Origin of the sequence: Mycobacterium sp., from assembly GCF_965277065.1 — a bacterium.
In the GTDB taxonomy this organism is placed as follows: Bacteria; Actinomycetota; Actinomycetes; order Mycobacteriales; family Mycobacteriaceae; genus Mycobacterium.
On the sequence record NZ_CBDIBT010000016.1, the window covers coordinates 138895 to 164490 of the forward strand.

At 66.0% G+C, this 25596-nt stretch carries 29 protein-coding genes and 1 tRNA gene; 15 read left to right on the plus strand and 15 right to left on the minus strand.

Annotation, left to right across the window (positions count from 1 at the left end; genetic code table 11):
- Window positions 1-4: 4 nt before the first annotated feature.
- Window positions 5-685 carry an endonuclease III gene (gene nth, locus ACQY5A_RS06410; protein WP_428339923.1) on the minus strand — a complete coding sequence of 227 codons (681 nt, stop codon included), beginning with the start codon at window positions 683-685 and terminating at the stop codon, window positions 5-7.
- A gap of 216 nt (window positions 686-901) precedes the next feature.
- On the opposite strand from nth, the gene ACQY5A_RS06415 reads away from it, so the two are divergent.
- Entirely contained in the window at window positions 902-1243 is a 342-nt protein-coding gene (locus ACQY5A_RS06415; protein WP_428339924.1) for a hypothetical protein, read from the plus strand.
- A 108-nt stretch (window positions 1244-1351) separates the two neighbouring features.
- Window positions 1352-2026 carry a cAMP-activated global transcriptional regulator CRP gene (gene crp / locus ACQY5A_RS06420; protein WP_023368605.1) on the plus strand — a complete coding sequence of 225 codons (675 nt, stop codon included), beginning with the start codon at window positions 1352-1354 and terminating at the stop codon, window positions 2024-2026.
- 68 nt (window positions 2027-2094) lie between these two features.
- Here the strand turns inward: crp and ACQY5A_RS06425 are convergent, their stop codons facing one another.
- The 3 genes from ACQY5A_RS06425 to ACQY5A_RS06435 are packed head-to-tail and all read right to left on the minus strand — an operon-like array spanning window position 2095 to window position 3517.
- Entirely contained in the window at window positions 2095-2889 is a 795-nt protein-coding gene (locus tag ACQY5A_RS06425; protein WP_428339552.1) for an MBL fold metallo-hydrolase, read from the minus strand.
- 5 nt (window positions 2890-2894) lie between these two features.
- A complete protein-coding gene (locus ACQY5A_RS06430; RefSeq protein ID WP_428339553.1) occupies window positions 2895-3359 on the minus strand; it encodes a RidA family protein in 465 nt (154 codons plus the stop codon).
- Complete coding sequence (locus ACQY5A_RS06435) at window positions 3356-3517, minus strand: DUF4177 domain-containing protein (RefSeq protein ID WP_293004278.1); 162 nt, start codon at window positions 3515-3517, stop codon at window positions 3356-3358. Before ACQY5A_RS06435 ends, ACQY5A_RS06430 begins: the two co-directional genes overlap by 4 nt.
- A gap of 50 nt (window positions 3518-3567) precedes the next feature.
- Here ACQY5A_RS06435 and ACQY5A_RS06440 point away from each other — a divergent pair, with 50 nt between their 5' ends.
- Together ACQY5A_RS06440 and ACQY5A_RS06445 are read left to right on the plus strand one after the other, a co-directional pair.
- Window positions 3568-4590, plus strand: coding sequence for an ArsA-related P-loop ATPase (locus tag ACQY5A_RS06440; RefSeq protein ID WP_428339554.1), 1023 nt, complete (start codon window positions 3568-3570; stop codon window positions 4588-4590).
- Window positions 4587-5708: an ArsA family ATPase gene (locus ACQY5A_RS06445; RefSeq protein WP_428339555.1), complete on the plus strand. Its 1122-nt coding sequence runs from the start codon at window positions 4587-4589 to the stop codon at window positions 5706-5708. Before ACQY5A_RS06440 ends, ACQY5A_RS06445 begins: the two co-directional genes overlap by 4 nt.
- A gap of 4 nt (window positions 5709-5712) precedes the next feature.
- On the opposite strand, the gene ACQY5A_RS06450 is transcribed toward ACQY5A_RS06445, so the two are convergent.
- Entirely contained in the window at window positions 5713-6066 is a 354-nt protein-coding gene (locus tag ACQY5A_RS06450) for a WhiB family transcriptional regulator (protein ID WP_428339556.1), read from the minus strand.
- A 335-nt stretch (window positions 6067-6401) separates the two neighbouring features.
- Between ACQY5A_RS06450 and ponA2 the strand changes: the two genes are divergently transcribed.
- Together ponA2 and ACQY5A_RS06460 are read left to right on the plus strand one after the other, a co-directional pair.
- On the plus strand, window positions 6402-8813 hold the full coding sequence (ponA2, locus tag ACQY5A_RS06455; protein WP_428339557.1) for a transglycosylase/D,D-transpeptidase PonA2: 2412 nt from the start codon (window positions 6402-6404) through the stop codon (window positions 8811-8813).
- 57 nt (window positions 8814-8870) lie between these two features.
- Window positions 8871-9887 (plus strand): metallophosphoesterase, encoded by a 1017-nt coding sequence (locus ACQY5A_RS06460; RefSeq protein ID WP_428339558.1) that lies wholly within the window; start codon window positions 8871-8873, stop codon window positions 9885-9887.
- A 10-nt stretch (window positions 9888-9897) separates the two neighbouring features.
- Here the strand turns inward: ACQY5A_RS06460 and ACQY5A_RS06465 are convergent, their stop codons facing one another.
- Complete coding sequence (locus ACQY5A_RS06465; protein ID WP_428339559.1) at window positions 9898-10071, minus strand: hypothetical protein; 174 nt, start codon at window positions 10069-10071, stop codon at window positions 9898-9900.
- Window positions 10072-10234: 163 nt separating this feature from the next.
- Between ACQY5A_RS06465 and ACQY5A_RS06470 the strand changes: the two genes are divergently transcribed.
- Window positions 10235-10308, plus strand: a tRNA-Pro gene (locus tag ACQY5A_RS06470).
- A gap of 201 nt (window positions 10309-10509) precedes the next feature.
- The gene (locus ACQY5A_RS06475) at window positions 10510-11529 is read left to right on the plus strand and encodes an iron-containing redox enzyme family protein (RefSeq protein ID WP_428339560.1); all 1020 of its coding nucleotides are present in this window, start codon (window positions 10510-10512) and stop codon (window positions 11527-11529) included.
- On the opposite strand, the gene ACQY5A_RS06480 is transcribed toward ACQY5A_RS06475, so the two are convergent.
- The 5 genes from ACQY5A_RS06480 to ACQY5A_RS06500 all read right to left on the minus strand — a co-directional run bounded on the left by ACQY5A_RS06480 (window position 11509) and on the right by ACQY5A_RS06500 (window position 14603).
- Window positions 11509-11727: a CDGSH iron-sulfur domain-containing protein gene (locus tag ACQY5A_RS06480; protein ID WP_428339561.1), complete on the minus strand. Its 219-nt coding sequence runs from the start codon at window positions 11725-11727 to the stop codon at window positions 11509-11511. The two genes, ACQY5A_RS06475 and ACQY5A_RS06480, sit on opposite strands and share 21 nt — an antisense overlap.
- The gene (locus tag ACQY5A_RS06485; RefSeq protein ID WP_428339562.1) at window positions 11724-12413 is read right to left on the minus strand and encodes a HemK2/MTQ2 family protein methyltransferase; all 690 of its coding nucleotides are present in this window, start codon (window positions 12411-12413) and stop codon (window positions 11724-11726) included. The genes ACQY5A_RS06480 and ACQY5A_RS06485 overlap by 4 nt, the downstream gene beginning before the upstream one ends.
- Before the next feature lie 102 nt (window positions 12414-12515).
- On the minus strand, window positions 12516-13073 hold the full coding sequence (locus ACQY5A_RS06490) for a type 1 glutamine amidotransferase domain-containing protein (RefSeq protein WP_428339563.1): 558 nt from the start codon (window positions 13071-13073) through the stop codon (window positions 12516-12518).
- 13 nt (window positions 13074-13086) lie between these two features.
- Window positions 13087-14070, minus strand: coding sequence for an LLM class F420-dependent oxidoreductase (locus tag ACQY5A_RS06495; protein ID WP_428339564.1), 984 nt, complete (start codon window positions 14068-14070; stop codon window positions 13087-13089).
- A 68-nt stretch (window positions 14071-14138) separates the two neighbouring features.
- Window positions 14139-14603 (minus strand): GatB/YqeY domain-containing protein, encoded by a 465-nt coding sequence (locus ACQY5A_RS06500; RefSeq protein ID WP_428339565.1) that lies wholly within the window; start codon window positions 14601-14603, stop codon window positions 14139-14141.
- Between the two features lie 114 nt (window positions 14604-14717).
- Here ACQY5A_RS06500 and ACQY5A_RS06505 point away from each other — a divergent pair, with 114 nt between their 5' ends.
- From ACQY5A_RS06505 to ACQY5A_RS06525, 5 genes are read left to right on the plus strand one after another with little or no spacing between them, the layout of a single operon-like run.
- Window positions 14718-15896, plus strand: a complete 1179-nt coding sequence (locus ACQY5A_RS06505) for a hypothetical protein (protein WP_428339566.1) — start codon at window positions 14718-14720, stop codon at window positions 15894-15896.
- 5 nt (window positions 15897-15901) lie between these two features.
- The gene (locus ACQY5A_RS06510; protein WP_428339567.1) at window positions 15902-16555 is read left to right on the plus strand and encodes a DUF4129 domain-containing protein; all 654 of its coding nucleotides are present in this window, start codon (window positions 15902-15904) and stop codon (window positions 16553-16555) included.
- Window positions 16537-17682, plus strand: a complete 1146-nt coding sequence (locus tag ACQY5A_RS06515; protein WP_428339568.1) for a DUF4350 domain-containing protein — start codon at window positions 16537-16539, stop codon at window positions 17680-17682. The genes ACQY5A_RS06510 and ACQY5A_RS06515 overlap by 19 nt, the downstream gene beginning before the upstream one ends.
- On the plus strand, window positions 17679-18662 hold the full coding sequence (locus ACQY5A_RS06520; protein ID WP_428339569.1) for an AAA family ATPase: 984 nt from the start codon (window positions 17679-17681) through the stop codon (window positions 18660-18662). The genes ACQY5A_RS06515 and ACQY5A_RS06520 overlap by 4 nt, the downstream gene beginning before the upstream one ends.
- On the plus strand, window positions 18662-19984 hold the full coding sequence (locus tag ACQY5A_RS06525; protein WP_428339570.1) for a DUF58 domain-containing protein: 1323 nt from the start codon (window positions 18662-18664) through the stop codon (window positions 19982-19984). The genes ACQY5A_RS06520 and ACQY5A_RS06525 overlap by 1 nt, the downstream gene beginning before the upstream one ends.
- 1 nt (window position 19985) lies before the next feature.
- Here the strand turns inward: ACQY5A_RS06525 and ACQY5A_RS06530 are convergent, their stop codons facing one another.
- Window positions 19986-20978 carry a stage II sporulation protein M gene (locus tag ACQY5A_RS06530; protein WP_428339571.1) on the minus strand — a complete coding sequence of 331 codons (993 nt, stop codon included), beginning with the start codon at window positions 20976-20978 and terminating at the stop codon, window positions 19986-19988.
- A 44-nt stretch (window positions 20979-21022) separates the two neighbouring features.
- Between ACQY5A_RS06530 and ACQY5A_RS06535 the strand changes: the two genes are divergently transcribed.
- Complete coding sequence (locus ACQY5A_RS06535) at window positions 21023-21805, plus strand: RDD family protein (protein WP_428339572.1); 783 nt, start codon at window positions 21023-21025, stop codon at window positions 21803-21805.
- A 5-nt stretch (window positions 21806-21810) separates the two neighbouring features.
- Here ACQY5A_RS06535 and ACQY5A_RS06540 read toward each other — a convergent pair whose 3' ends face one another.
- Window positions 21811-22206, minus strand: a complete 396-nt coding sequence (locus ACQY5A_RS06540) for a hypothetical protein (protein WP_428339573.1) — start codon at window positions 22204-22206, stop codon at window positions 21811-21813.
- Window positions 22207-22355: 149 nt separating this feature from the next.
- Here ACQY5A_RS06540 and ACQY5A_RS06545 point away from each other — a divergent pair, with 149 nt between their 5' ends.
- The gene (locus tag ACQY5A_RS06545) at window positions 22356-23114 is read left to right on the plus strand and encodes a PadR family transcriptional regulator (RefSeq protein WP_428339574.1); all 759 of its coding nucleotides are present in this window, start codon (window positions 22356-22358) and stop codon (window positions 23112-23114) included.
- A gap of 50 nt (window positions 23115-23164) precedes the next feature.
- Here the strand turns inward: ACQY5A_RS06545 and glpK are convergent, their stop codons facing one another.
- A complete protein-coding gene (gene glpK, locus ACQY5A_RS06550) occupies window positions 23165-24682 on the minus strand; it encodes a glycerol kinase GlpK (RefSeq protein WP_428339575.1) in 1518 nt (505 codons plus the stop codon).
- 53 nt (window positions 24683-24735) lie between these two features.
- Window positions 24736-25413 (minus strand): hypothetical protein, encoded by a 678-nt coding sequence (locus tag ACQY5A_RS06555; RefSeq protein WP_428339576.1) that lies wholly within the window; start codon window positions 25411-25413, stop codon window positions 24736-24738.
- Window positions 25414-25596 lie beyond the last annotated feature (183 nt).

Below are 25596 nucleotides of genomic sequence, written 5' to 3' on the forward strand. Positions count from 1 at the left end.
GTTGCTAGAGCCCGGCCATCGCCAGGAGGTGCTCCGCCTCCGGGCCGGTGACCAGCGCCGCCGCGATCTCTGGCTCGGTGGGTCCGGTACCGAACGACGGACAGTCCTTGGCCAGCACGCACACCCCACAGGCGGGCTTGCGGGCATGGCAGACCCGGCGGCCGTGAAAGATCACCCGGTGACTGAGCAGCGTCCACTCCTTGCGTTCGATGAGCTCCCCGACCGCACGCTCGACTTTGACTGGGTCTTCCTCGGTCGTCCAGTGCCACCGCCGCACCAGACGGCCGAAATGGGTGTCGACGGTAATTCCGGGAACGTCGAACGCGTTGCCCAGGATCACGTTGGCGGTCTTACGACCCACGCCGGGCAGCGTGACGAGCTCCTCCATGGTGCTCGGAAGTTCGCCCTCGAAACGTTCGATCAACGCTTGACCGAGGCCGATCAACGACGTCGCTTTATTGTGAAAAAAACCGGTTGGGCGAATAACTGCTTCGAGTTCGTCGCGGTCGGCCTGCGCATAGTCCATAGCGGTCCGGTAGCGGACGAACAGCGCCGGGGTGGTCAGATTCACCCGCTTGTCCGTGCTCTGCGCCGACAAGATCGTCGCCACCGCCAGCTCCAGCGGTGTGGTGAAATCCAGCTCGCAGTGCGCGTCGGGAAACGCTTGCGCCAGTTGACGATTCATTCGGCGGGCCCGACGAACCAAGCCGGTTCGGGTCTCCGATGCGAAGCGGCGGGCAACTGCTGCGACCGGGCCGGTGGAGCCCTTGGCGGCAGCACGAGAAGGTTTGCCCATTGTCACCTCGACGACAGTACTGATTCGTGATCCCGCTGAGACCTTAGCCGTGTTTACTTGCTGCTTGTGTCCTGGTTGCTGGTTGCATTCACCCCTGGGTTGCTGATGCTGGCAACTTTCGGGCTTGCCCGCCTCGAAGTGGGTTTGGAGGAAGACACAGTCACCGCAACTGATGTCGCTGAATTTCTTACGCAGGCCGAGCCCATAGACATGCGCACATTGGCCCGGGAAGGAATGCCCGAGGCGCTCGACTGCATGCACCGCCGGATCGGCCTCGGCGCCGACGAGGCGCGCTACCTACCCAACCGCGACGACCCGCCCACCGATCAATCGGTGCTGGCCGCCATTGTCTCGGGCGCACATCAGGATGGCCGCTCTGGACCGCGGTATCAGCATTCGCAATCGAATCGGCAATTTGGGCCGCGTCACCATGCCAATCGTGTGTAGCGTTGGCATGCTGAGTCGAAGACGTACCTCCTCGACTCAGCTCGCCGGACTCGCAGAGTCTGGCGCAGCTGTTCCTACCGGAGTCATCTGAATAGCAAAAGGGGCAACGTGGACGAGATCCTGGCGAGGGCCGGAATCTTCCAGGGGGTTGAACCGAGCGCCGTCGCCGCGCTGACCAAGCAACTGCAGCCCGTCGACTTCCCGCGCGGACACACGGTTTTCGCAGAGGGCGAGCCGGGTGATCGGCTTTACATCATCATTTCCGGCAAGGTCAAGATCGGCCGCCGCTCACCCGACGGCAGGGAAAACCTGCTGACCATCATGGGTCCGTCCGACATGTTCGGTGAGCTGTCGATCTTCGACCCAGGCCCGCGCACCTCGAGCGCGACGACCATCACCGAGGTGCGGGCGGTGTCCATGGACCGCGACGCGCTGCGGGCCTGGATCGCCGATCGCCCGGAAATCGCCGAGCAGCTGCTGCGCGTGCTGGCCCGCCGGCTGCGCCGCACCAACAACAACCTCGCCGACCTCATCTTCACCGACGTGCCCGGTCGGGTCGCCAAACAGCTGCTCCAGCTTGCGCAGCGCTTCGGTACCCAAGAAGGCGGCGCGATGCGGGTGACGCACGACCTGACTCAGGAAGAGATCGCCCAGTTGGTCGGGGCCTCCCGCGAAACGGTGAATAAGGCGCTGGCCGACTTCGCCCACCGCGGCTGGATTCGCCTGGAGGGCAAGAGCGTGCTGATCTCGGACTCCGAACGGCTGGCCAGACGCGCGCGCTAGCTTGTTTCGCGCCGAGCAGACGCAGAATCGCACGAAAGCACGGTAACGCGATTCTCTGTCTGGTCGCGCTACTGAGTCCGCAGATAGTCCAGCTGGGCCTGCACCGACCATTCGGCGACGTCCCACAGCTCTTCGTCGACGTCGACATACACATGCTCGACGACTTGGCGCGTAGTGGCGTCGTCGCCGAGTGTGCGCAATGCCGAGCGGATCTGATCGAGCCGCTGTTCGCGGTGCTCCAGATAGCCCTGCGCGACCGCTTCGATGTTGGCCAGGTCGGGGCCGTGACCGGGCAGCACGGTTCGCCGGCCCAGGCCGCGCAGTCGTTGCAGCGAATCCAGATAGGCGGCCAGGCTGCCGTCTTCGCTGTCGATCACGGTCGTTCCGCGGCCCAGCACGGTGTCCGCAGTCAGCACCGCGTCGTCAAGAACGAAGGACAACGAGTCGGCGGTGTGGCCGGGTGTCGCCCAGACCGTGATCCGTACGCCCGCGGCGTCGATCACCTCGCCGTCGATGAGTTCGCCGGCCAGCCCGCGCAGAAATCCGCTGCCCGCCGAGCGCACCGGCGCCCCGGTCAGATCGACCAGCTTGTCGATGGCGTCGGTGTGGTCGCCGTGCCGGTGGCTGATCAGCACCAGAGCGATGCGGCCGACGCCGGCGACAGCGGCGATGTGCCCGTCGTCATCAGGTCCGGGATCGACGATGACGACTTCGTCGCTGCCGGGGCCGCGCAGCACCCAGGTGTTGGTGCCCTCCAATGTCATCTTGCCCGGGTTGTTGGCCAGCACCACCGACGCGGTGTCAGTCACCGGACGCAGCCGGCCGTAGGCCGGATGCGTCAACGGATCGGCGGTATCGGTCACAATCGCTAACCGACCTCGACCACCAGTTCAACCTCGACCGGGGCATCCAGCGGCAGCTCCGCGACGCCGACCGCCGAGCGGGCATGCACGCCGGCATCGCCGAACACCTCGGCGAGCAGATCCGATGCGCCGTTGAGCACGCCGGGCTGGCCGTTGAATCCGGGTGCCGACGCGACGAACCCGACCACCTTGACCACCTTGGTCACCGAGTCGATGCCGACCAGCGAGTCGATGGCCGCGAGACCGTTGAGCGCGCAGATCCGGGCGAGTTCCTTGCCGTGTTCGGGCGCGACGTCGACGCCGACCTTGCCCGAGTGCACCAACGCGCCGTCCTGCATCGGCAGCTGCCCAGAGGTGTAGATCAGGTTGCCACTGCGGACAACTGGGACATAGGAGCCCAGCGGCTGGGCGACGGCCGGCAACTCGATGCCGAGCTCTGCCAGCCGCGCCTTGGCAGATCCAGCGGTCACTTCGGTCGCTTCAGATACGCGACGTGCTGCTCGCCGGTCGGGCCTTGGAGCACGGAGACCAGCTCCCACCCGTCGGCGCCCCACTGGTCGAGGATCTGCTTGGTGGCGTGGGTCAACAGCGGGACTGTTGCGTATTCCCAGGTTGTGGGTTGGCTCATATCCCGAGCTTATCGGCAGCGCCGCGAAGCCCCACGGTTAGCATGCAGGGGTGGGGACCACATCGAGCGGCGGCAGCAACGTCAGCTGGCCATCGCGATTGTCAAAGGCTCGTCTGCATTTCGTGACCGGCAAAGGCGGCACCGGCAAATCGACGGTTGCGGCCGCGCTGGCGCTGACCCTGGCCTCCGGTGGGCGCAAGGTGCTGCTGGTCGAAGTCGAAGAGCGCCAAGGGATTGCGCAACTCTTCGATGTGCCGCCGCTGCCCTACAAGGAGCTCAAGATCGCCAGCGCGGAGCGCGGCGGCCAGGTGAACGCGCTGGCTATCGACATCGAGGCGGCGTTTCTGGAATACCTCGACATGTTCTACAACCTCGGCATCGCCGGCCGGGCGATGCGTCGCGTCGGTGCGATCGAGTTCGCGACGACCATCGCGCCGGGCCTGCGTGACGTGCTGCTCACCGGCAAAATCAAGGAATCCGTGATCCGGATCGAAAAAGGGTCCAAGAACCCGGTGTACGACGCGATCGTCGTCGACGCGCCGCCGACCGGTCGCATCGCCCGGTTTCTGGACGTCACCCAGGCGGTCTCCGACCTCGCCAAGGGCGGGCCGGTGCACTCCCAAGCCGAGGGTGTGGTGAAGATCCTGCATTCCGACCAGACGGTGATCCACTTGGTCACCCTGCTGGAGGCGTTGCCCATGCAGGAGACCAAGGAGGCGATCGACGAGCTGCAAAAGCTGGGTTTACCGATCGGCTCGGTCATCGTCAATCGCAATATTCCGGCTTACCTGCAACCCGACGACCTCACCAAAGCCGCTGACGGTGACGTCGACGCCGACGCGGTGCGGACGGGCTTGGCCGCCGCCGGGATCAAGCTGGGCGACGACGACTTCGCCGGCCTCCTGACCGAGGCCATCCAGCACGCCACCCGGATCACTGCGCGGGCGTCGACCGCGGAGCAACTCGACGAGCTGAAGGTGCCGCGGCTGGAGCTGCCGACCATCGCCGACGGCGTCGACCTCGGCAGCCTTTACGAGCTGTCGGACGCGCTTGCACAGCAGGGAGTCCGATGAGCACCACTCCGCCGGTTCTGGATATCGCCGGCATCCTCGAAGACACCTCCAATCGGGTGGTGGTGTGCTGCGGTGCGGGTGGCGTCGGTAAGACCACCACCGCAGCGGCCATGGCGTTGCGGGCCGCGGAGTACGGCCGGACCGTGGTGGTCCTGACCATCGACCCGGCCAAGCGGTTGGCGCAGGCGCTGGGAATCAGCGATCTCGGCAATACCCCGCAACGCGTGCCGCTCGCTGACGAGGTATCCGGCGAGCTCTTCGCGATGATGCTCGACATGCGCCGCACCTTCGACGAAATGGTGGTGCAGTACTCCGGGGGAGATCGCGCACAGGCGATTTTGGACAACCAGTTCTACCAAACGGTGGCCACCTCGCTGGCCGGCACGCAGGAATACATGGCGATGGAAAAGCTCGGCCAGTTGCTGGCAGAGGACCGCTGGGATCTGGTGGTGGTGGACACGCCCCCGTCCCGCAACGCGCTGGACTTCCTCGACGCACCCAAGCGGCTCGGCAGCTTCATGGACAGCCGGCTGTGGAAGCTGTTGCTGGGGCCGGGCCGCGGGATCGGCCGACTGGTCACCGGTGCGGTCGGATTGGCGATGAAGGCGCTGTCGACTGTCCTGGGCTCGCAGATGCTCTCCGACGCCGCGAGTTTCGTGCAGTCGCTTGATGCGACCTTCGGCGGCTTTCGGGAAAAGGCCGACCGCACCTACGCATTACTCAAGCGGCGCGGCACCCAATTCGTCGTGGTGTCCGCGGCGGCGCCGGATGCACTGCGGGAGGCATCGTTCTTCGTGGACCGGCTGTCGGAGGAGAAGATGCCGTTGGCCGGGCTGATCCTGAACCGGACGCACCCGATGCTGTGTTCGCTGCCGATCGAGCGCGCCATCGACGGCGCCGAGACCTTCGAGAGCGACGGCGCCAACGCTTTGACCAAGGCCATCCTGCAGATTCACGCCGATCGCGCGGCGACGTCCAAACGGGAGATCCGGCTGCTGTCGCGGTTCACCGGCGCGAATCCCCACGTCGCAATAGTCGGGGTCCCGTCGCTACCGTTCGACGTTTCCGATTTAGAGGCGCTGCGCGCGATCGCCGATCAATTGACCGCGACCGGTTAGACGTTCAGCCGACGCTGCGGTGCTTGCGCTGGGTGCTGAAGAACTCAGCCCAGGACACCACCTCGGGGTGCTGCTTGAGCAGCGCACGCCGCTGACGTTCGGTCATCCCACCCCAGACCCCGAACTCCACCCGGTTGTCCAATGCGTCGGCACCACACTCCAGCATCACTGGGCAGTGCCGGCAGATGACCGCCGCTTTACGTTGCGCAGCCCCCCGCACAAACAGCTCGTCAGGATCAGCAGCCCGGCACAGCGCCTTGGAAACCCATGTGATTCTCGACTCGGCCTCCACCCCTTGAAGAGTGGCGTTTGTCGGTGCTGCGCTTGTCTTAGGCGGCGCGGTCCGTATAGCTGACACCAGCGATTCCCCTTCGCTAATTGCCACAAGTGGCGCTCACTGCGTGATCCAGAACTCCGATGCGACCTATGCCACACTGTGCTGCTCGGTGTTACCTGTATCTCATTGTGTGGATAAGCTACGTGGTCAGGTACCAATTACGCAACATTCTGGAGACGCTTTTTTGGGACGCCCGTGCAGTCCGATCATGAAGGGACGCGCGGAACCGGCGAAAGAGGCGGTTAACAGCGGCCTGAGCTGCGACTGAGAGAAACCTGAGGCGCGGCGGCCGGAGAGAAAATCCTTCAGCGACCACTGGCGAATACGACTGTCGGAGCGCCGCTAGTCTAGTAGCCATGTCGGAGCGCCCCGCGACTGCGGTAACCATCGCCAGGCTCGCCGGCTGTTGCCTGCTCGCCAGTGTCATCCTCGCTGCTTTGCTGTTCCCGGTGGCCGGTGGAATCGGGCTGGTATCCAACCGCGCTTCCGAGGTCGTCGGCAATGCATCGGCGCAGCTGCTCGAGGGCGATGTCCCGGCGGTGACCACGATGGTGGACGCGAAGGGCAACACCATCGCGTGGCTCTACTCCCAGCGCCGATTCGAGGTGCCCAGCGACAAGATCGCCAACACCATGAAGCTGGCCATCGTCTCGATCGAGGACAAGCGCTTCGCCGAGCACAACGGGGTGGACTGGAAGGGAACCCTGACCGGGCTGGCCGGCTACGCCTCGGGCGACGCCGACACCCGCGGTGGCTCGACGCTGGAGCAACAGTATGTAAAGAACTACCAGTTGCTGGTGATCGCGCAGACCGACGCCGAGAAGCGCGCGGCCATCGAGACCACTCCGGCGCGCAAGCTGCGCGAGATCCGGATGGCGCTGACCCTGGACAAGACCTTCACCAAACCGGAAATCCTGACCCGCTACCTGAACCTGGTGTCGTTCGGTAACAACGCCTTCGGCGTGCAGGACGCGGCGCAGACGTACTTCGGCATCAATGCCTCCGATCTGAATTGGCAGCAGGCCGCATTGCTGGCCGGCATGGTCCAGTCGACCAGCGCGCTGAATCCTTACGTCAATCCGGACGGCGCCCTGGCCCGGCGGAACCTGGTGCTGGACACCATGATCCAGAACGTGCCCAATGAAGCCGACGCGATCCGCGCCGCCAAGGCCGAGCCGTTGGGGATCCTGCCGCAGCCCAAGGAGTTACCGCGTGGCTGCATCGCGGCCGGCGACCGGGCCTTCTACTGCGACTACGTGCAGGCCTACCTGTCACGCGCCGGGATCAGCAAGGAGCAGCTCGCGCGCGGCGGCTACCTGATCCGCACCAACCTCGATCCCGACGTGCAGGAGCCGAGCAAGCACGCGATCGACACCTTCGCCAGCCCGACCCTCGACGGCATTGCCAGCGTCATGAGCGTGATCAGGCCGGGGAAGAGTGCGCACAAGGTCGTCGCGATGGCCAGCAACCGCACCTACGGGCTGAACACCGAGGCCGGCGAGACGATGCGGTCGCAACCGTTCTCACTCGTCGGCGACGGCGCCGGGTCGATCTTCAAGATCTTCACCACGGCCGCTGCCATGCAGATGGGTATGGGGATCAACACCAACCTCGATGTGCCGGCCAGATTCCAGGCGAAGGGCATGGGCAACGGCGGTGCCAAGGGCTGCCCCAAGGAACAGTGGTGTGTGGTCAACGCAGGCAACTATCGCGGGTCGATGAATGTCACCGACGCGCTTGCCACCTCGCCCAACACCGCATTCGCCCGGCTGATCCAACTCGTGGGTGTTCAGCGGACGGTCGACATGGCAGTCAAGCTCGGGCTGAGGTCCTACGCCGAACCCGGCAGCGCCCGCAACTACGACCCCGAGAGCAACGAGAGCCTGGCCGACTTCATCAAGCGGCAGAACATCGGCTCGTTCACACTCGGCCCGTTCGAACTCAACGCGCTCGAATTGTCCAACGTCGCAGCGACATTGGCATCCGGCGGCATGTGGTGCCCACCGAACCCCATCGACAAGCTGATCGACCGCAACGGCAACCAGGTCGCCGTCACCACCGAGGCATGCGACCAGGTGGTCCCCGAGGGCCTGGCCAACACACTGGCCAATGCGATGAGCAAGGACGCACTCGGCGGCGGCACCGCGTCTGGGTCTGCCGGAGCGGCCGGCTGGAATCTGCCGGTGTCGGGTAAGACCGGCACCACCGAGGCGCACCGGTCGTCGGGCTTCGTCGGCTTCACGAACCAATACGCGGCGGCGAACTACATCTACGACGACTCCACGTCGCCCTCGGACCTGTGCTCCTCGCCGTTGCGGCGCTGCGGCGACGGCAACCTCTACGGCGGTAACGAGCCGGCCCGCACCTGGTTCACCGCGATGAAGCCGATCGCCACCCTCTTCGGTGACGTGAAGTTGCCGCCGACTGATCGGGAGTACGTCGAAGGTGGTCCCGGATCCCGGGTGCCCAGCGTCGCCGGTCTCGACGTCGACGCCGCCCGCCAGCGGTTGAAAGAATCCGGCTTCCAGGTTTCCGAACAGCCCGCGTCGATCAACAGCAGCGCACGCTACGGCGAGGTGGTTGGCACCTCCCCCAACGGCCAGACGATTCCGGGCGCGGTCATCACCATTCAGACCAGCAACGGCATTCCCCCGGCACCGCTCCCACCACCGGATGGCCTGCCTCCGGCGCCGGTGGGCTCGCAGGTGATCGAGATACCGGGTCTTCCGCCGATCACCATCCCGATCCTGGCGCCACCGCCTCCCTAGCCGGTCTGCTGGTGTGTGACGCGCCTGCACGCGGCTATCCGCAGTAGGCTGGCCTGCATGCCATCGGCTATCACCGCGCTGTCGGAATTCCCTGCGGGCCCTTCCGGCCTGCAACGTCGTCGGACCCTCACCGCACTGAAAAGCACCGGCGCCCTCGTCCTCGGATCGGCTGTCGCCGGGGTCGGCTACGCCTCGCTCATCGAGCGCAATGCGTTCGTGCTTCGCGAACTGACCATCCCTGTACTGGACCCGGGATCGTCGCCGTTACGGGTGCTGCACATCAGCGACCTCCACATGCGGCCGGGTCAGCGCCGCAAGCAGGCGTGGCTGCGTGAGCTCGCCGGCCTGGAGCCCGACCTCGTCGTCAACACCGGCGACAACTTGGCGCACCCCCGGGCGGTGCCGTCGGTCGTGCAGAGCCTTGGCGACCTGCTCTCGGTGCCGGGCGTCTTCGTCTTCGGCAGCAACGACTATTTCGGCCCGCGCCCGAAGAACCCGCTGAATTACCTGACCAAGCCCGGCCACCGGGTCCGGGGTCAGCCGCTGCCCTGGCAGGATCTGCGGGCGGCCTTCACCGAGCGTGGCTGGCTCGACCTGACCCACAATCGCCGCGAGTTCGAGGTGGCGGGTCTGCACATTGCGGCCGCTGGCGTCGACGACCCGCACATCGCGCGGGACCGCTACGACGCGATTGCGGGCCCGGCCAGCCCGGCAGCCAATCTCCGTCTGGGGCTGACTCATTCGCCGGAGCCCCGGGTGCTGGACCGGTTCGCCGCGGACGGCTACCAGCTGGTGATGGCGGGCCACACGCATGGCGGGCAACTGTGCCTACCGTTCTATGGAGCGTTGGTGACCAATTCGGGGCTGGACCGGTCGCGGGCCAAGGGGCCGTCGCGTTGGGGTTCCGATATGCGGTTGCACGTGTCCGCCGGGATCGGGACGTCGCCGTATGCGCCCGTGAGGTTCTGCTGCCGGCCGGAGGCAACCTTGTTGACGTTGATCGCGGCGCCCACCGGGGGCCGGGAGGCGCAACACGGCCTCGCTCGGTCGCAGCCCACGTATTCCGTGGGCTGAACCGTCGCGGTCAGCTGGTCAAAACTCCAGACCCGGCTGCGGCCGCGCCGACCGGGTCACCGTGCTCGGCCCACTGGGCGTCGCTCCACGCCTGATCGACGTCGCTGCCGGGAGCAGTAACCAGCAGCCACAGCACACCGAGGGCGAGGATTCCGCCGAACACCACGGCACCCAACACCGTCATGATTTACCCGCTTTCCTTGCACATCGTGCGTTATCAGTCTATTCAGCGATGCCCACTACCGAGTTATTCCACGCCGGGTGTGGCGCAGATCGCTGCCAAGAAACGATATCGGTGCGCTTTAGGAGGCTGCCGGGTCGGTGCGATACGCTGTCGAAGCTTCAATCGGGGTGTGGCGCAGCTTGGTAGCGCGCTTCGTTCGGGACGAAGAGGTCGTGGGTTCGAATCCCGCCACCCCGACTCGCGTCGTCAAAGTCAAAGCTCCGATCCGTAGTCGGATCGGAGCTTTCTTTGGCTTCACCGACTGATAGAACCCGAACGACGTGATCAGATCGGCCAATGACGAGGGGTTGATCAATCACGCCTCTGGCACCTCTCCGTCGAGCTGACCGGCTGCGACTGGCCCGTTTGACATGGGCGGATGCGTGGGTACACGCTCCCGTGACCTCCGCACAAACAATCGTCGAACCTCGGCTGCCGGCCGCGCACGGCCCGCTGTCGACGGCGGTCCGGCGTAGCCTCGCCGAGCCCGCCCCGCACGACCAGCTGACCCAGATCGACGCGCCGGTCGACGACTCGGACCCCTACGGTCTGGATCTGCAACTTGCGCTGTACATGTGCTACGAACTGCACTATCGCGGTTTCGCCGGCGTCGACCCGGCGTGGGAGTGGAATCCCGCGTTGCTCCATCTACGAGCACAATTAGAACGCGTGTTCCTGGCCGCGGTGCGCGGCGACGTCGGCCCCATCGATGCCGATCGGACCGCCAAGGCGGAGATGGACGATCTGTCGATCGAATCCGCCGGCGGGTCAGGGCCGTCATACTGGTTGCGCGACAACGGAACTTGGTCGCAGATGCTCGAATATTTCGTGCACCGGTCGCTGTACCACCTCAAAGAAGGCGACCCGCACGCCTTCGTGATCCCCCGCCTCAGCGGTCAGGCCAAGGCATCGTTCGTGGCGGTCGAATACGACGAGTACGGAGCGGGGCGCGGGGACAGAGTTCACCAGCAGCTGTTCGCCGATCTGTTGACGGCCGCCGGACTCGACGCGACCTACCTTGCCTACCTCGACGTTGTTCCCGCGGAGTCGCTGGCGGTGGTAAACCTGATGTCTCTGTTCGGATTACACCGCCAGCTCCGCGGAGCCGCAGTCGGGCATTTCGCTGCGACTGAGATCACCTCGTCGCCTGGCTCCCGCCGGTTGGTCGAGGCGCTACGGCGTTTGGACGCACCGACGGAATGTGTCGCGTTCTATAGCGAACACGTCGAGGCCGATGCGGTGCACGAGCAGGTGGTGCGTCACGACGTTGTGGGTGCGTTGGTCGCGCGTGAGCCGCACTTGGACAGCGACGTGGTGTTCGGTATTTGCGCGAACGCCGTCGTCGAAGACCGGCTCGCCGATGTGATCACGGCGTCGTGGAAAGCCGACGAGACGTCGTTACGACGGCCGCTCGGCTGAATTCGGCTGCACCGCAGGCCGACAGCGCCGGTGGCTGGTGTCACACATCGGGTAGATCTTGCTGCGACGGCACGTGCAGATGGCCACCATGAAGCGGTCCGATTCGACGACGTCACCATTGGGAGTCTCGATGCTCACCGGCCCGGGTATCAACACCGGACCGTTCGGCACCACCTGCACCCGAACCGGGTCTTTCACGGTTTGTCCGCCCGGATCACGACCAGCTCCTCGATCCGGCATCCGCGCTCGATCTGGCCGGTGACTTCCAACCAATTGGCGCGAGCCGATAACACCGGACCGAAGGGAATATGCTGTTTGGCAACGACTTCGGCGTTCAACCCAGTCGCCCTCAAGGATTCCAGCGATTTGTCGACACCGGACAACGCTGAATGCACCATCAGCAACGAGCCACCGACATCCAGTAACCCCGCGGCGGACTCGCACAACGGATCGAGCACCATTCGGCCGTCCACCCCGGCGTTCCAGGCGCGCGCCGGACCCGCGGTGAGCGGGATGACGTTGGTGTCGCCCGCCGGCGGGGTGGGCACGTAGGGCGGGTTCGACACGATGAGGTCGAACGGCGCGTAATCCAGCGCACCCGACCACGATCCCTCGAGAACGTCGACGCTGACACCGGCATACGCGGCATTGCCTCGCGTGCAGCTCACGGCGCGCGGGCAGATGTCGAACGCGACCACGCTCGCGGCGCCCCGCTCGGCTGCGGCGATCGCGACCACGCCGCTACCGGTGCACAGGTCCAGGACCCGCCGTCCCCGAGCCAGTCCGGTCTCGCGCAACGTGTCGATCAGTAGTTGCGAATCGTGTTGCGGTGCGTAGACACCATTGGTGTCGAGTGAATTGCGCGAAAAGTAAGCGGTGGTCACGTCGGCCTTTCGACAATGCTGATTGCCGTAGTGCTAACGGCTCCTTTGACAGTCAAATGCCCATAATTAACAAACTCGAAACAGGATCGCCTAGCAAAGGGCTCAGCCGCGTACCGGGGCTTGTTTGAGCTGGTGGATGAGCTTCGCGCAGAACGCCGGAAGGTCGTCGGGTGAGCGACTGGTGATCAGGTTTCCGTCCACCGCGACCTCTTCGTCGACGACATTGGCGCCGGCGTTTTTCAGATCGGTGCGAATGCTCGGATACGACGTCACCGTGCGGCCCGCCACCACGTCCGCCTCCACCAGAGTCCATGGCCCGTGGCAGATCGCGGCGACCGGCTTGCCCGAGTTCACGAAGTCACGCACGAATGCGACTGCGGACTTGTCCAGCCGCAACTTGTCCGGGTTGACGGTGCCGCCGGGCAGTACCAGCGCATCGAAATCGTCGACGGATGCCTCGGACACCGCCTGATCGACGCGGATCGTTCCGGCCGGCTCCAGATCGTGGTTACGCGCTTGGATGTCACCGGTTTTCAGCGACAGCAGCACAACGTGTGCGCCGTTCTCGGTCAGCTGGGCGCGCGGGGTCTCGAACTCGACCTTCTCGACTCCGTCGGCAGCCAAGACGGCTATTTTCCTGCCTTGCAACGATTTTGACATGGTGTCCTTCTTTCTAAGCGGCTGACCGGAGCGCGGCCAGCAGCGGCTCGGCGGCCTCCTTCAAGAATCGCTCTTGGGTGTCGCCACCGATTTGAACCAAGGCGATGTCGGAGAATCCTGCTTCCCAATAGGGCCGCACGGCATCGACGATTACATCGAGGTCCGGGCCGCAGGGGATGCTGTCGGCGACATCCTCGGGCCGCACGAACTGGGTGGCTCCGGCGAAGCCAGCGGGCGTGGGCAAGTCGGCGTTCACTTTCCACCCGCCCCCGAACCAGCGGAATTGGTCGTGTGCGCGCTCGACGGCCGCGTCCCGGTCATGGTCCCAGCAGATCGGGATCTGCCCGACGACCCGACCGCCACCGGCGGTCCCCTTGGCCTGGCGCGCGGTGTGCCATTCGCCCACCAGCTCAGCGTCGGGTTCCACCGCGATCAGGTGGTCGGCCATCGTCCCGAGCTTGTCGATCGCTTTCTTGCCTCCCACCGCCACGCCGATCTCGACTGGGACGTCGGGCAGGTCCCACAGCCGCGCGGAGTCCACCTGGTAGTAGTCGCCGCGCCAATCGACCAGGTCACCGCTCATCAGGCTGCGGATGATGTCGATCGCCTCGCGCAGCATGTCCTGCCGCTGCGTGACGGCCGGCCAGCCCTTGCCGACCACGTGCTCGTTGAGGTTCTCGCCACTGCCCAGGCCCAGCGTGAATCGCCCGTCGGCGAGGATCTGCACCGTTGCCGCCTGCTGCGCCACAATCGCCGGGTGATAACGCATGGTCGGGCAGGTCACGTAGGTGAAGAGATCCACGCGTTCGGTGACCTGCGCAACAGCGCCGAGCACCGCCCAGGCGTTGGGCGCATGCCCCTGCGATGTCAGCCACGGCGAGAAGTGGTCGCTCATGACCTCGAAGTCGAAGCCTCTGTGCTCGGCCGAAATCGCATTCTGTACAAGGTCTTTGGGACCGCTCTGCTCTGTCATCAGGGTATAGCCGAACCGCGTCATGCCGACCGGGTACCCGTGACCTGCCGCACCGCAAACGGCGCCTGCGCCGCTAACTGAAAAGGACCGTGTCAGAGACGGTCCTTGACCGCCTTCGACAACCGCGACCCGTCCGCCTTACCCGCCGCCAGTGCGGTAGCCGCCTTCATCACCTGACCCATCTGCCTGGGGCCCGGACGCTCGCCCAACTCCTCGGCCACCTGCGCGATCGCGGTGTCGGCCACATCGGCGACTTCGGCGTCGTTGAGCGGCGTCGGCAGATACTCGTCGATGACCCGCGCCTCGGCATGCTCATTCGCGGCGAGCTCACCGCGCCCGTTCTGGGTGTAGATCTCCGCTGCCTCGCCCCGCTTGCGGGATTCCTTGCCCAGCACTTTGAGCACCTCGTCGTCGGAGAGCTCGCGGGCCGCCTTGCCGGAGACCTCCTCGGTCTGGATCGCGGCCAGCAGCATCCGTAGCGTCCCGGTGCGCAGCTTGTCCTTCGCCTTCATCGCGTCGGTGAGATCCGCGCGGAGTCGAGACTTGAGTTCAGCCATGGCGGAGACGCTACGCGCCGGACCGCGGCACGTTGAGAAATAGCCGGGTGCTCGACAGTATGGAGCCATGCGTGCCAGCGACAATGCCGGGCTTCGCGACGGCGGCTCCACCTGGTGAGCGCGCCGCCGCCCGACTACCCTTACAGCGGCTTCCCGCCGAACGGCTACGGTCCTCCCGCTTATGCGCCTCATCCGGCTTACGCGCCGAGCCTGGCGTATCCGGCCGCGCGCCACCCCTCGCCGGCTCAGCCGCCACCGGTCTACGGTTGGCAGCCCGGCTACCCCCCGCCGCCGCACTACGGCGCTCCGCGGCCGCCGGTCCGCGGACCGCGGACGCCGGGGATCATCCCGCTGCGGCCGCTGAGCCTGAGCGACATCTTCAATGGTGCGGCGCTCTACATCCGGGCCAACCCCAGAGCCACGCTGGGATTGACCGCGATTGTCGTGGTCACCACGCAGATCATGTCGCTGGCCGCATCCCTCGGACCCTTGGCCGCGGCCGGACGGCTGAGAACAGCACCGCCCGATCAGCTCACCGGGGGCGACGTCGGGGCCTGGATGCTGTCCGGCGGGCTGGCCGGGCTGGTCGGATGGCTGGCCGGCATCCTGTTGACCGGCATGCTGACGGTCGTGGTGGGGCGGGCCGTGTTCGGAGGCAGCATCGGCGCAGGCGAAGCGTGGGCGCGGATTCGCGGGCGTCTCGGAGCCCTGCTCGGTCTGGTTGCGCTCGAGGCCGCCGGGCTGATCCTGCTCGCGGGCGGGGTGGGGGTGATTATCGGGGTCACCGCCGCCGCGGGAAACGTGCCGGCGGCGGTCCTCCTCGGCTTTCCGCTGGCGCTGACGTCGATCGCCGCCGTGGTCTATCTCTACGTGGCGTTGACGTTCGCACCCGTCCTGATAGTGCTCGAAGGAATCCCGGTGATCGACGCCATGACGCGGTCGTTTGCTCTGGTACGAAACAGCTTCTGGCGAATACTCGGCATCCGGATGCTGACCTGGTTGGTGGTGACGCTGATCGCGGCTGCCATCGCCGTCCCGTTCGAGTTCCTCGGTGAGCTGGCCGGCGGGTCCGGTCCCGCGCTGACAGCGGCGACGATCGGGGCCGTCGGAGCGGTGATCGGCCGGATCATTACTGCTCCGTTCAGCGCCGGCGTGGTGGTCCTGCTCTATACCGATCGCCGAATTCGCAGCGAGGCATTCGATCTCGTGCTGCAGACCGGCGTCGCACGAGGCCCGGCGGCCACCGCGTCGAGCGACCACCTGTGGCTGACTCGGTCGGTGTCGGGACACTGAAGGCGATGCCCGCTATCGACATCGACCGCGACGCCGCGCACGAGGCCGCCCAGCGCGAGCTGGACAAGCCGATCTACCCCAAAGGCTCGGTATCGCAACGCGTTCACGAGTGGATCCACGAATTGCTCTACCGCATCGTCGAGAAAGGCTCGTCGGTTCCGGGCGGTTGGCTGACCATCATCGTGCTGCTCACCGTGCTGATCGCAGCGATGGTGGTCGCCGTTCGCATCGCGCGCCGAACGATCCGCACCCGTGCCGGCGCCGACCACCAGCTGTTCGACGCCGGGCAGCTCACCGCCGCCCAACATCGCGCCATCGCGGAACGCTATGCTGCTGAAGAGAATTGGACCGCAGCGATCCGCCACCGCCTGCGCGCGGTGGCCCGCAGCCTGGAGGAGAACGGCACCCTGGATCCGGCGCCGGGCCGCACCGCCAGCGAACTGGCCGCCGACGCTGCCGGTCGGCTGCCCGCGCTGGCCGCAGATTTGTCGCGGTCGGCAACGGCGTTCAACGACGTCACCTACGGTGAGAGGACCGGCACCGAGGCCGCCTACCAGCTGATCGTCGATCTCGACGGCCACCTCCATCATCGTTCCGCCGCGGGCCAATTCGGACAATCCGAGCACCTGATCCCCGACTCGTGGACCCCGGTCCGTTGACGGTCACCCAGACGCCTCGTCCGGTGCGGCGGCGACCATGGTGGTGGATGCTGACCGCGTTGGTCACCATCTGCGCGGTCGCCGCAGTAGCCACCTATCTGACAGCGCCCCGGCTGGGCGGCCGGCTGGATGCCGAAGCGACCGGCCCCGACGGCGCGCACGCACTGGTCACGCTGCTGCGTGAGCGTGGCGTCACCGTCGTGGTCGCGATCAGCGTGGACGAGGCGGTGAACGCGGCGCGCCCGGAGTCGCTGCTGCTGGTCGGCCAAACCCAGCGCGTCACCTCCGAGGCGTTGATGAAGCGCCTTGCGGACGCTCCTGGAGATCTGTTGCTGGTCGAGCCGACATCGCGCGCACGCGCCGCGCTGTCCCCGGGAATCCGCAGCGCCAGAACCGCTTCAGCCGACGATGCCCCGGATTGCGCTCTGCGAGAGGCGAATCAAGCGGGAGCGGTGGACTTCGGGCCGTCGGACACCTTCCGGGCCGTCGGCGACGCAACCGTGACGAGCTGCTACGGCGGTGCGCTGGTCCGCTACCGCGACGGTGGCCGCAGTGTGACCGTGCTCGGTAGCACGGAGTTCATGACGAACGGCGCCCTGCTGCGGGCCGGCAATGCCGCGCTGGCGATGAACCTGGCCGGCGGGCATTCGCGTCTGGTCTGGTTCGCACCGCAACACAGCGAAGGTGGATCGTCGCCAAAGGCAAAGATATTCGACCTCATTCCGGAGAACGTGACCTGGCTGGTCATTCAGTTATGGCTGGCCGTCACCCTCATCGCGTTGTGGAAGGGCCGGCGGATCGGGCCGCTGGTCGCCGAGGACCTGCCCGTGGTGGTCCGCGCGTCGGAGACGGTCGAAGGTCGCGGTCGCCTGTACCGGTCCCGGCGCACCCGCGATCGTGCCGCCGAGGCACTGCGCACCGCGACGCTGCGGCGCCTGCTGCCCCGACTCGGTCTGGTCGCCGACGCCCAGCCTCCTGCGGTGCTGCAGTCGATCGCCGCCCGCACCAGATCCGACCCGGAGATTCTGCGGCTCATCATGTTTGGCCCGCCCCCGCCCACCGACGCCGACTTGGTACAGCTCACTCATGCACTCGACGACGTCGAAAGGCAGGTCAAACATTCATGACTCAACCGCCCTCCAGCTCAGCTCAGCCGCCTGCGGCCCAAGCGGCGCGACATGCACTGCTCGCGCTGCGCGGCGAGATCGGCAAGGCGGTGGTGGGGCAGGACGCGGTGGTCACCGGGCTGGTGGTCGCGCTGCTATGCCGTGGACACGTGCTGCTCGAAGGCGTACCGGGCGTGGCCAAGACGCTGCTGATTCGGTCTCTCGCGGCCGCGTTACAGTTGGATTTCAAGCGCGTCCAGTTCACCCCGGACCTGATGCCCGGTGACATCACCGGGTCATTGGTCTACGACAACCGCACTGCCGCATTCACTTTCCGCAGCGGTCCGGTTTTCACCAACCTTCTGCTGGCTGACGAGATCAACCGGACTCCACCGAAGACCCAGGCGGCGCTGTTGGAGGCGATGGAAGAGCGTCAAGTCAGTGTCGACGGCGAAGCCAGGCCGCTGCCCGACCCGTTTATCGTTGCGGCGACGCAGAATCCGATCGAATACGAAGGCACCTATCAATTGCCGGAGGCACAGCTCGACCGGTTCCTGCTGAAGCTGGAGGTGCCGCTGCCGCCGCGCGACGCCGAGATCGCCATCCTCGGCCGGCATGCGCGGGGATTTGATCCGCGCGACCTATCGGCGATCCGGCCGGTCGCCGGCCCAGCGGAGTTGGCCGCGGGTCGCGACGCGATACGTCGCGTGCTGGTAGCCGACGAGGTGCTCGGCTATATCGTCGACATCGCCGGCGCGACTCGGCACTCACTCGCGTTGCAGCTGGGCGTATCACCGCGTGGCGCAACCGCATTGCTCGCCACCGCGCGGTCCTGGTCCTGGCTCTCCGGACGCAACTACGTGACTCCTGATGACGTGAAAGCGATGGCCCGTCCGACGCTGCGGCACCGGGTGCTACTCCGGCCGGAAGCGGAGCTGGAGGGAGCCACCACCGATGGCGTACTCGATGGCATCCTGGCCTCGGTTCCGGTGCCGCGCTAGTGGTGTTGACCGAGCGAACCGGCCAGATCGCACTGCTGTGCGTACTGCCGATCGTGGTATCACCATGGCCGGCAACGACTTTCATCGTGCTGCTGAGTCTGCTCGCGGTCATGGTCGCCGCTGACGTCGGGTTGGCGGCCAGCCCGCCAAGGCTGGAATACACCCGGCTGCCGAACGGCTCGGTTCGGCTCGGCGAGCCGGTGACTCTCGGGCTGGTGATCCACAACACCGGTCGACGTCACTTCAACGGACGCATTCGCGATGCCTGGCCACCCAGTACCCTGGCCGAACCGGCAAGTCACGCCGTCGATATCGCCGCCGGACAGGTCCTGCGGGTGGACACATGCCTGAGACCGAACCGTCGCGGCGACCAGCACTCGGCGGCGATCACCGCGCGTTCGATCGGCCCGATGGGCATGGCAGGCCGGCAACGATCACGCCAGGTGCCCGGCGAGGTGCGGGTGCTGCCCCCGTTCCTGTCCCGCAAGCACTTACCGTCGCGGCTGGCCAGGCTCCGGCAGATGGACGGGCTGCTACCCACCTTGACACGTGGCCAGGGCACCGAATTCGATTCGCTGCGTGAGTATGTGGTCGGTGACGACGTCCGCTCCATCGATTGGCGGGCGACCGCTCGTCGGTCCGACGTCGTGGTCCGCACCTGGCGGCCGGAACGCGACCGGCGGGTCGTCATCGTGCTCGACACCGGGCGCACCGCCGCCGGACGCGTCGGGGTCGACCCGACGGCCGGCGACCCCAACGGCTGGCCGCGGCTGGACTGGTCCATGGACGCCGCGCTGCTGCTGGCGGCGCTCGCCTCACGGGCCGGTGACACCGTCGACTTCCTCGCCCACGACCGGGTGACCAGGGCCGGGGTGTTCGGCGCGAAACGAACCGAACTCCTGAGTAGCGTGGTCGAGGCGATGGCGCCGTTGAAACCTGCCCTGATCGAATCCGATTCCACTGCAATGGTTTCCGCGGTGATACGACGTACCCGTCGGCGCGCTCTGGTGGTGCTGATGACCGACCTCAACGCAAGCGCTCTCGACGAGGGCTTGCTGCCGGTACTTCCCCTGCTCTCGACCAAGCACCAGGTGATCGTCGCCGCGGTCGCCGACCCGAGGGTCGACGAGTTGGCGGGGGGCCGATCCGATGCGGCCGCGGTGTACGACGCGGCCGCCGCCGAACACGCACGCAGCGAGCGATCGGCGATCGCGTCGCGGCTGCGCCACAGCGGCGTGGAGGTCATCGACGCGGCGCCCGCTGAACTCGCGCCCGCACTGGCCGACCGCTATCTGGCGATGAAAGCCGCTGGACGGCTGTAGCTCAGCGGATTGGGACGACGTCCGGTGCATCGGCGATGTCACCGGTGTCGCCGGCCCGCACCGCGCGCCGGCCGAAATACACCACGTAGGTCAGAAAGCCCGCCTCGGCGAGCACCCCGATGCCGACCCGCACCCACGTCGGCAGCGGGGAAGGCGTGACGAACGCCTCGATCACACCCGAAACCAACAGCACCACAACCAAACCCACGGCGGCCGAGATCACCGCTCGGCCCTGCTCGGCGAGCACCTGCCCACGGGGCCGGTCACCCGGCGCGATCACCGACCAGCCCAGTCGCATGCCGACGGCGCCCGACAGGAATACCGCCGTCAGTTCCAGCAGGCTGTGCGGCAACAGCAGCCCGAACAGCACGTCGGCCTTACCGGCCTGCAGCATCAGCCCGGCTATGACGCCGAGGTTGGCGGCGTTGGCGAACAGCACGAACGGGATCGGCACCCCCAGCACGACGGAAAACGCGATGCACTTGGCAGCCACCCAGGAATTGTTGACCCAGACATGCAGACCGAAGGCCGCGGCCGCATGCTCGCTGTAGTAGGAGGCGAAGTCGTGATTGACCAATTCGTCGATCTCGCTTGGTGTTCCGATCGTCGACTGCACTTCTGGACTGCCCATCACCCACAGAGCGATCGCCGCAGTGACCGCGAAGAAAACAACCGCTGCCGCCAGCCACCACCGCCAGGCGCGGTACGCCACCACCGGGAACGACACCGTCCAGAACCGGGTGAACTCGCTCGACAGCGGCGCATGCGCCCCGGTGACCGCAGCGCGGGCCCGTGCGACCAGACTCGAAAGCCGTCCGACCAGGGCGGAATCGGAGGAACTCGAGCGCAGCATCGACAGGTGCGTCGACGCCCGTTGGTAGCGCCCCACGAGTTCGTCGATCTCCGCACCGCTGAGCCGGTTGCGGCTTCTGATCAGTTGCTCGAGACGGTCCCAGCTGTCGCGATGAGCAAGCACGAACGCATCGACGTCCACCGGACCGAGACTAGCCGCGACTAGCCGCGGGTACCGTGCGCAGTATGTCGGAGGTGGTGACCGGGGACGCGGTGGTGCTCGACGTGCGGGTTGCCCAGCTGCCGGTGCGGGCGGTCAGCGCGCTGATAGATATCGCCGTCATCATCATCGGCTACCTGATTGCGCTGACGCTGTGGGCGGGCACGCTCGGACATTTCGACGAAGCCGTGGTCGCGGCGGTCATCATCATCTTCACGGTGTTGGTGTTCGTCGGCTATCCGCTGGTTCTGGAGACCGCGACGCGTGGCCGCACGGTCGGCAAGATCGTGATGGGTCTGCGGGTGGTGTCGGACGACGGCGGCCCGGAGCGCTTCCGCCAGGCGCTGTTTCGTGCGCTGTCGTCGATCGTGGAGATATGGATGCTGCTGGGCAGTCCTGCGGTGATCTGCAGCATGCTCTCGCCGAGCGCCAAACGCATCGGCGATATCTTCGCCGGCACCATCGTGATCAGCGAACGCGGTCCGGAGTTGGGTCCACCCCCGCTGATGCCACCGCAGCTGGCATGGTGGGCGGCATCGCTGCAGCTGTCCGGACTCGGTGCCGAGCACGCCGACGTCGCGCGCCAATTCCTCTCGCGAGCACAACAACTCGACCCGCACCTGCGCGATCAGATGGCATATCGGATAGCCGGCGACGTGCTCAACCGGGTAGGTCCTCCACCCCCGCCGGGTACACCGCCGCAACTGGTTCTGGCCGCGGTGCTCGCCGAGCGACACCGCAGAGAACTGGCCCGGTTACGGCCCTACCCGGGGCTGCCCTCTCATCACAGGTATGCGCCGGGTCGGTAGCGCCGTCACTGCGCGACCGTGACGGCAATGATCGCCATGTCGGCGATCAGCAGCACCAACGCGGTCACGGGAATCACGAAACCCCATCGACGCCGCGCCGTGAAGATCGAGAGGACGATCGTCGCCACCGCGATAGCGGGCGCGCCGTAGTACAGCGTGTCGAAACTGATTCCACGCGGGCCCAAGTTGGGGCAAGCCTTATCGCTGCAAGCCGCGGTGCTCATCACCGCGCCCAAGGCCACCGCCATCGTGATGCCCGCGGCGACCGCGGTCAGGACGGCGAGTCCCCAGTTAAGCCACAGTCGCCGACGGGGGCCCCGTCCGGTGCCGCGAGACCCGGCAGAGGGTGCGTCGCGGCCCTGGCCCTGGAGGTGTTTGACCTCGACATTCTCCTGACTCATGGCTAAGTCCTACCCCGCCCCAGGAACCCGCAAACCGCCTCATCTAACCGCTAGTCGCGAATCCGCACTTGCATAACGATAGATACCGATATATCGTCATAGTATCGGTAGCGTATCCGGCGCCACCTTTCCAGAAACGAGATCAACCAATGAACAACCCATTCTTTGATGCGGGCGTGCCGCATCTGGGCAGGCCTTTCGCAGGTGAACCGGGGCCTTCGGGCTTTGGATTTGCAGCCCAGGACCGCCGTGCCCTCCACGAGCAGCGCAGGCAGGCCCGCCGCGAGTTCCGGGACTACGTCCGAGGACACGAAAGCGGTCGAGCTGGGCGTGACGGGCCGTTCGGACCCGGTTTCGGCCGCGGCCGCGGGTTCGGTCCCGGCGGCTTCGGTCCGGGCTTCGGCCCAGGCTTTGGCCCCGGTGCCTTCGGCCCCGGTGGACGCGGTGGACGCCGCGGCGGCGGCCGGCGCGGTCGTCGAGGTGATGTCCGTGCCGCCATCCTGGTGCTGCTCGCCGAGCGACCGATGCACGGCTACGAGATCATCCAGGAGGTTGCCGAGCGCAGCCAGGACCTGTGGAAGCCCAGTCCCGGCTCGGTATATCCGACCTTGCAGTTGCTGGTCGACGAGGGCCTGATCGTCGGCACCGAAACCGAAGGCAGCAAGAAGCTCTTCGAGCTGACCGACACCGGCCGGGAAGCCGCCGAAAAGGTCGCCGCCCCGCCGTGGGACGAGATCGCCGACGGCGTGGACCCGGCCCATCTCAACCTGCGCGCGGCTGTCGGCCAATTGTTCGGCGCTGTAGCGCAATCCGCGCACGCCGCAAGCACCGAGCAGCAGCAGCGCATCCTTGAGATCATCAATAACGCTCGCCGCGAGATCTACTTGATTCTCGGCGAAGACGACTGATCACCCCGCACGCGGTGGGGGCCGGCATCAGCTGGTCCCCACCGTTGGCGTCAGGTGACCTCGACCCAATCCAAGGTGCGCTGCACCGCTTTTCGCCATCCGGCATATCCCACCGAGCGCTCCTGCTCGGTCCAGGCCGGCGTCCACCGATCGCCTTCGTGCCAGTTGGCCTGGAGCTCATCCGGGCCCGACCAGAAGCCGACCGCCAAGCCTGCCGCGTACGCGGCGCCCAACGCCGTCGTCTCGGCCATCGCCGGGCGCACCACCTCGACACCGAGCACGTCGGCCTGGATCTGCATGCATAGATTGTTGGCGGTGATCCCGCCGTCGACTTTCAAGACCCCAAGGCGCACACCGGAATCGGCTTGCATCGCATCGACCACGTCGCGGCTCTGATAGCAGATCGACTCCAATGTTGCGCGGGCCAGGTGCGCGTTGGTGTTGAAGCGTGACAGCCCCACGATCGCGCCCCGCGCATCCGAGCGCCAGTACGGCGCGAACAATCCCGAGAACGCCGGCACGAAATACACCCCGCCGTTGTCGTCGACCTGGCGGGCTAGCGCCTCACTCTGCGCCGCCCCGCTGATAATGCCGAGCTGATCCCGCAACCACTGCACCGCAGAGCCGGTGACGGCAATCGAACCCTCAAGAGCGTAAACGGGTTTGGCGTCGGCGAATTGGTAGCACACGGTGGTCAAAAGCCCGTTGCCCGATCGGACGATCGTCTCGCCGGTGTTCTGCAGCAGGAAATTGCCGGTGCCATAGGTGTTCTTGGCGTCGCCGGGCTTCAGACAGACCTGTCCGACCATGGCGGCATGTTGGTCGCCGAGAATCCCGGCGATCGGCACCTCGCCGGCCACTGGGCCGTCCGTTGCTGTGAGTCCGTAGGGCTCGAGCGGCGAGGATGCCGCGATCGTCGGAAGCATCGTGGCCGGAATGTCGAAGAAAGACAGCAGTTCGTCGTCCCAGTCCAATGTTTCGAGATTCATCAGCATGGTCCTGCTGGCGTTGGTGACATCGGTGACGTGTACTCCGCCCCGCGGGCCACCGGTGAGATTCCATAGCAGCCAGGTGTCGGTGGTGCCGAACAGCGCGTCGCCATGCTCGGCGGCAGCACGCACACCGTCGACGTTCTCCAGGATCCATTGCAATTTGCCGCCGGAGAAGTACGTTGCCGGGGGCAGTCCCGCCTTGTGCCGGATGACATCGCCGCGGCCGTCGCGGCCCAGCGCCGACGCGATCCGGTCGGTGCGGGTGTCCTGCCAGACGATCGCGTTGTAGTACGGCCGGCCGGTGCGCCGGTTCCACACCAGCGTTGTCTCACGCTGGTTCGTGATTCCCAGTGCGACTATGTCTTTCGACGACAAGTTGGTGGCGTTGAGTGCCGACATCAGCACCGATGTGCTGCGTTCCCAGATCTCGATCGGGTTGTGCTCGACCCATCCGGCTCGCGGAAGGATCTGCTCATGCTCGAGCTGATGCCGGCCCACCTCGCTGCCGTCGTGCCCGAAAATGATGCAGCGAGTGCTGGTGGTGCCCTGGTCGATCGAAGCGATGAACTCGGCCAATTGCTTTCCTCCCGCGTTCGACGTCCATCATGGACTACGCGGGAAGCGGTCGGTCAGAGACCGCCGATCAAGCTCAGGCCGAAGTCGGGGTTGAGGAAGTCGGCGTAGTCGATCGAGAAGATCGGGGTGATCGCACCGGCGACGTCCTCCACACCGGCCTGGAAGAGCAGCGGAACCGTCAGCAGGAAATCGGACGTATTCGAGCCTGGCGCCCCGGTGGCGAAATCCAGGTCGAATGGCAACCCGTTGGACAACCCGGTGGCGAAGTTGTCGATGGCGAAATTGGCCGAGTTGATGCTGAACGTGTCCTCGTATCCGCCCAGATCGAACGGCCCTAGCGAAACGACACCCAACGCCGGGTCGGGCGTACCTCCGAGGTCAATCAGACCGATGTCGGAGTTGAGAAAGTCAGCGGGATTCAACACCGACGAAATTGGCGAGATCGTCCCGTCGATGTCGGTGAAACCGCCCTGGAACAGCAGGGGGACGGTCAGCAGCACTTCACTGTTGCCCGACCCAGAGGGATCGACGTAGACGTCAAGGTCGTACGGGTAGCCGTCGTAGTTGCCGACCAAATAGTTGTCGAATCCTCCGGTCGTGGTGTCGTAGGTCAGCGTTTCGGTGTACCCGCCGATCGCGATCGGCCCGATGGACGACAAGTCGTCGGCGTTCGCAATCGAACTGGACCACAGTGCAAGTGCTGGTGACGCGATCATGGTTGCCGCGGTCACAGCGGCTATGCGGCGGTAGTTGCGACCCATTGCCGGCCCCCGAATCTTTTCCTGTGAAGTGCGTGAGGCAGAGCTGATATTTTGTAAGTATCCTACGAAAGCGTCAATGCCGCAGGTCGGAATTCACCGAGATGACAGACGCCGGCAATCAGCCGTCCCAACAGGTCATTTGGTTGTTCTGTT

What these genes read in the sequence shown, in the direction of transcription:
- nth (WP_428339923.1), bottom strand. Translation starts at nt 685, where the DNA reads ATGAATCGTCAACTGGCGCAAGCGTTTCCCGACGCGCACTGCGAGCTG.
- ACQY5A_RS06415 (WP_428339924.1), top strand. Translation starts at nt 902, where the DNA reads ATGCTGGCAACTTTCGGGCTTGCCCGCCTCGAAGTGGGTTTGGAGGAA.
- ACQY5A_RS06435 (WP_293004278.1), bottom strand. Translation starts at nt 3,517, where the DNA reads ATGAGCCAACCCACAACCTGGGAATACGCAACAGTCCCGCTGTTGACC.
- ACQY5A_RS06445 (WP_428339555.1), top strand. Translation starts at nt 4,587, where the DNA reads ATGAGCACCACTCCGCCGGTTCTGGATATCGCCGGCATCCTCGAAGAC.
- ponA2 (WP_428339557.1), top strand. Translation starts at nt 6,402, where the DNA reads ATGTCGGAGCGCCCCGCGACTGCGGTAACCATCGCCAGGCTCGCCGGC.
- ACQY5A_RS06460 (WP_428339558.1), top strand. Translation starts at nt 8,871, where the DNA reads ATGCCATCGGCTATCACCGCGCTGTCGGAATTCCCTGCGGGCCCTTCC.
- ACQY5A_RS06465 (WP_428339559.1), bottom strand. Translation starts at nt 10,071, where the DNA reads ATGACGGTGTTGGGTGCCGTGGTGTTCGGCGGAATCCTCGCCCTCGGT.
- ACQY5A_RS06490 (WP_428339563.1), bottom strand. Translation starts at nt 13,073, where the DNA reads ATGTCAAAATCGTTGCAAGGCAGGAAAATAGCCGTCTTGGCTGCCGAC.
- ACQY5A_RS06495 (WP_428339564.1), bottom strand. Translation starts at nt 14,070, where the DNA reads ATGACGCGGTTCGGCTATACCCTGATGACAGAGCAGAGCGGTCCCAAA.
- ACQY5A_RS06500 (WP_428339565.1), bottom strand. Translation starts at nt 14,603, where the DNA reads ATGGCTGAACTCAAGTCTCGACTCCGCGCGGATCTCACCGACGCGATG.
- ACQY5A_RS06510 (WP_428339567.1), top strand. Translation starts at nt 15,902, where the DNA reads ATGCCCGCTATCGACATCGACCGCGACGCCGCGCACGAGGCCGCCCAG.
- ACQY5A_RS06520 (WP_428339569.1), top strand. Translation starts at nt 17,679, where the DNA reads ATGACTCAACCGCCCTCCAGCTCAGCTCAGCCGCCTGCGGCCCAAGCG.
- ACQY5A_RS06535 (WP_428339572.1), top strand. Translation starts at nt 21,023, where the DNA reads ATGTCGGAGGTGGTGACCGGGGACGCGGTGGTGCTCGACGTGCGGGTT.
- ACQY5A_RS06540 (WP_428339573.1), bottom strand. Translation starts at nt 22,206, where the DNA reads ATGAGTCAGGAGAATGTCGAGGTCAAACACCTCCAGGGCCAGGGCCGC.
- ACQY5A_RS06545 (WP_428339574.1), top strand. Translation starts at nt 22,356, where the DNA reads ATGAACAACCCATTCTTTGATGCGGGCGTGCCGCATCTGGGCAGGCCT.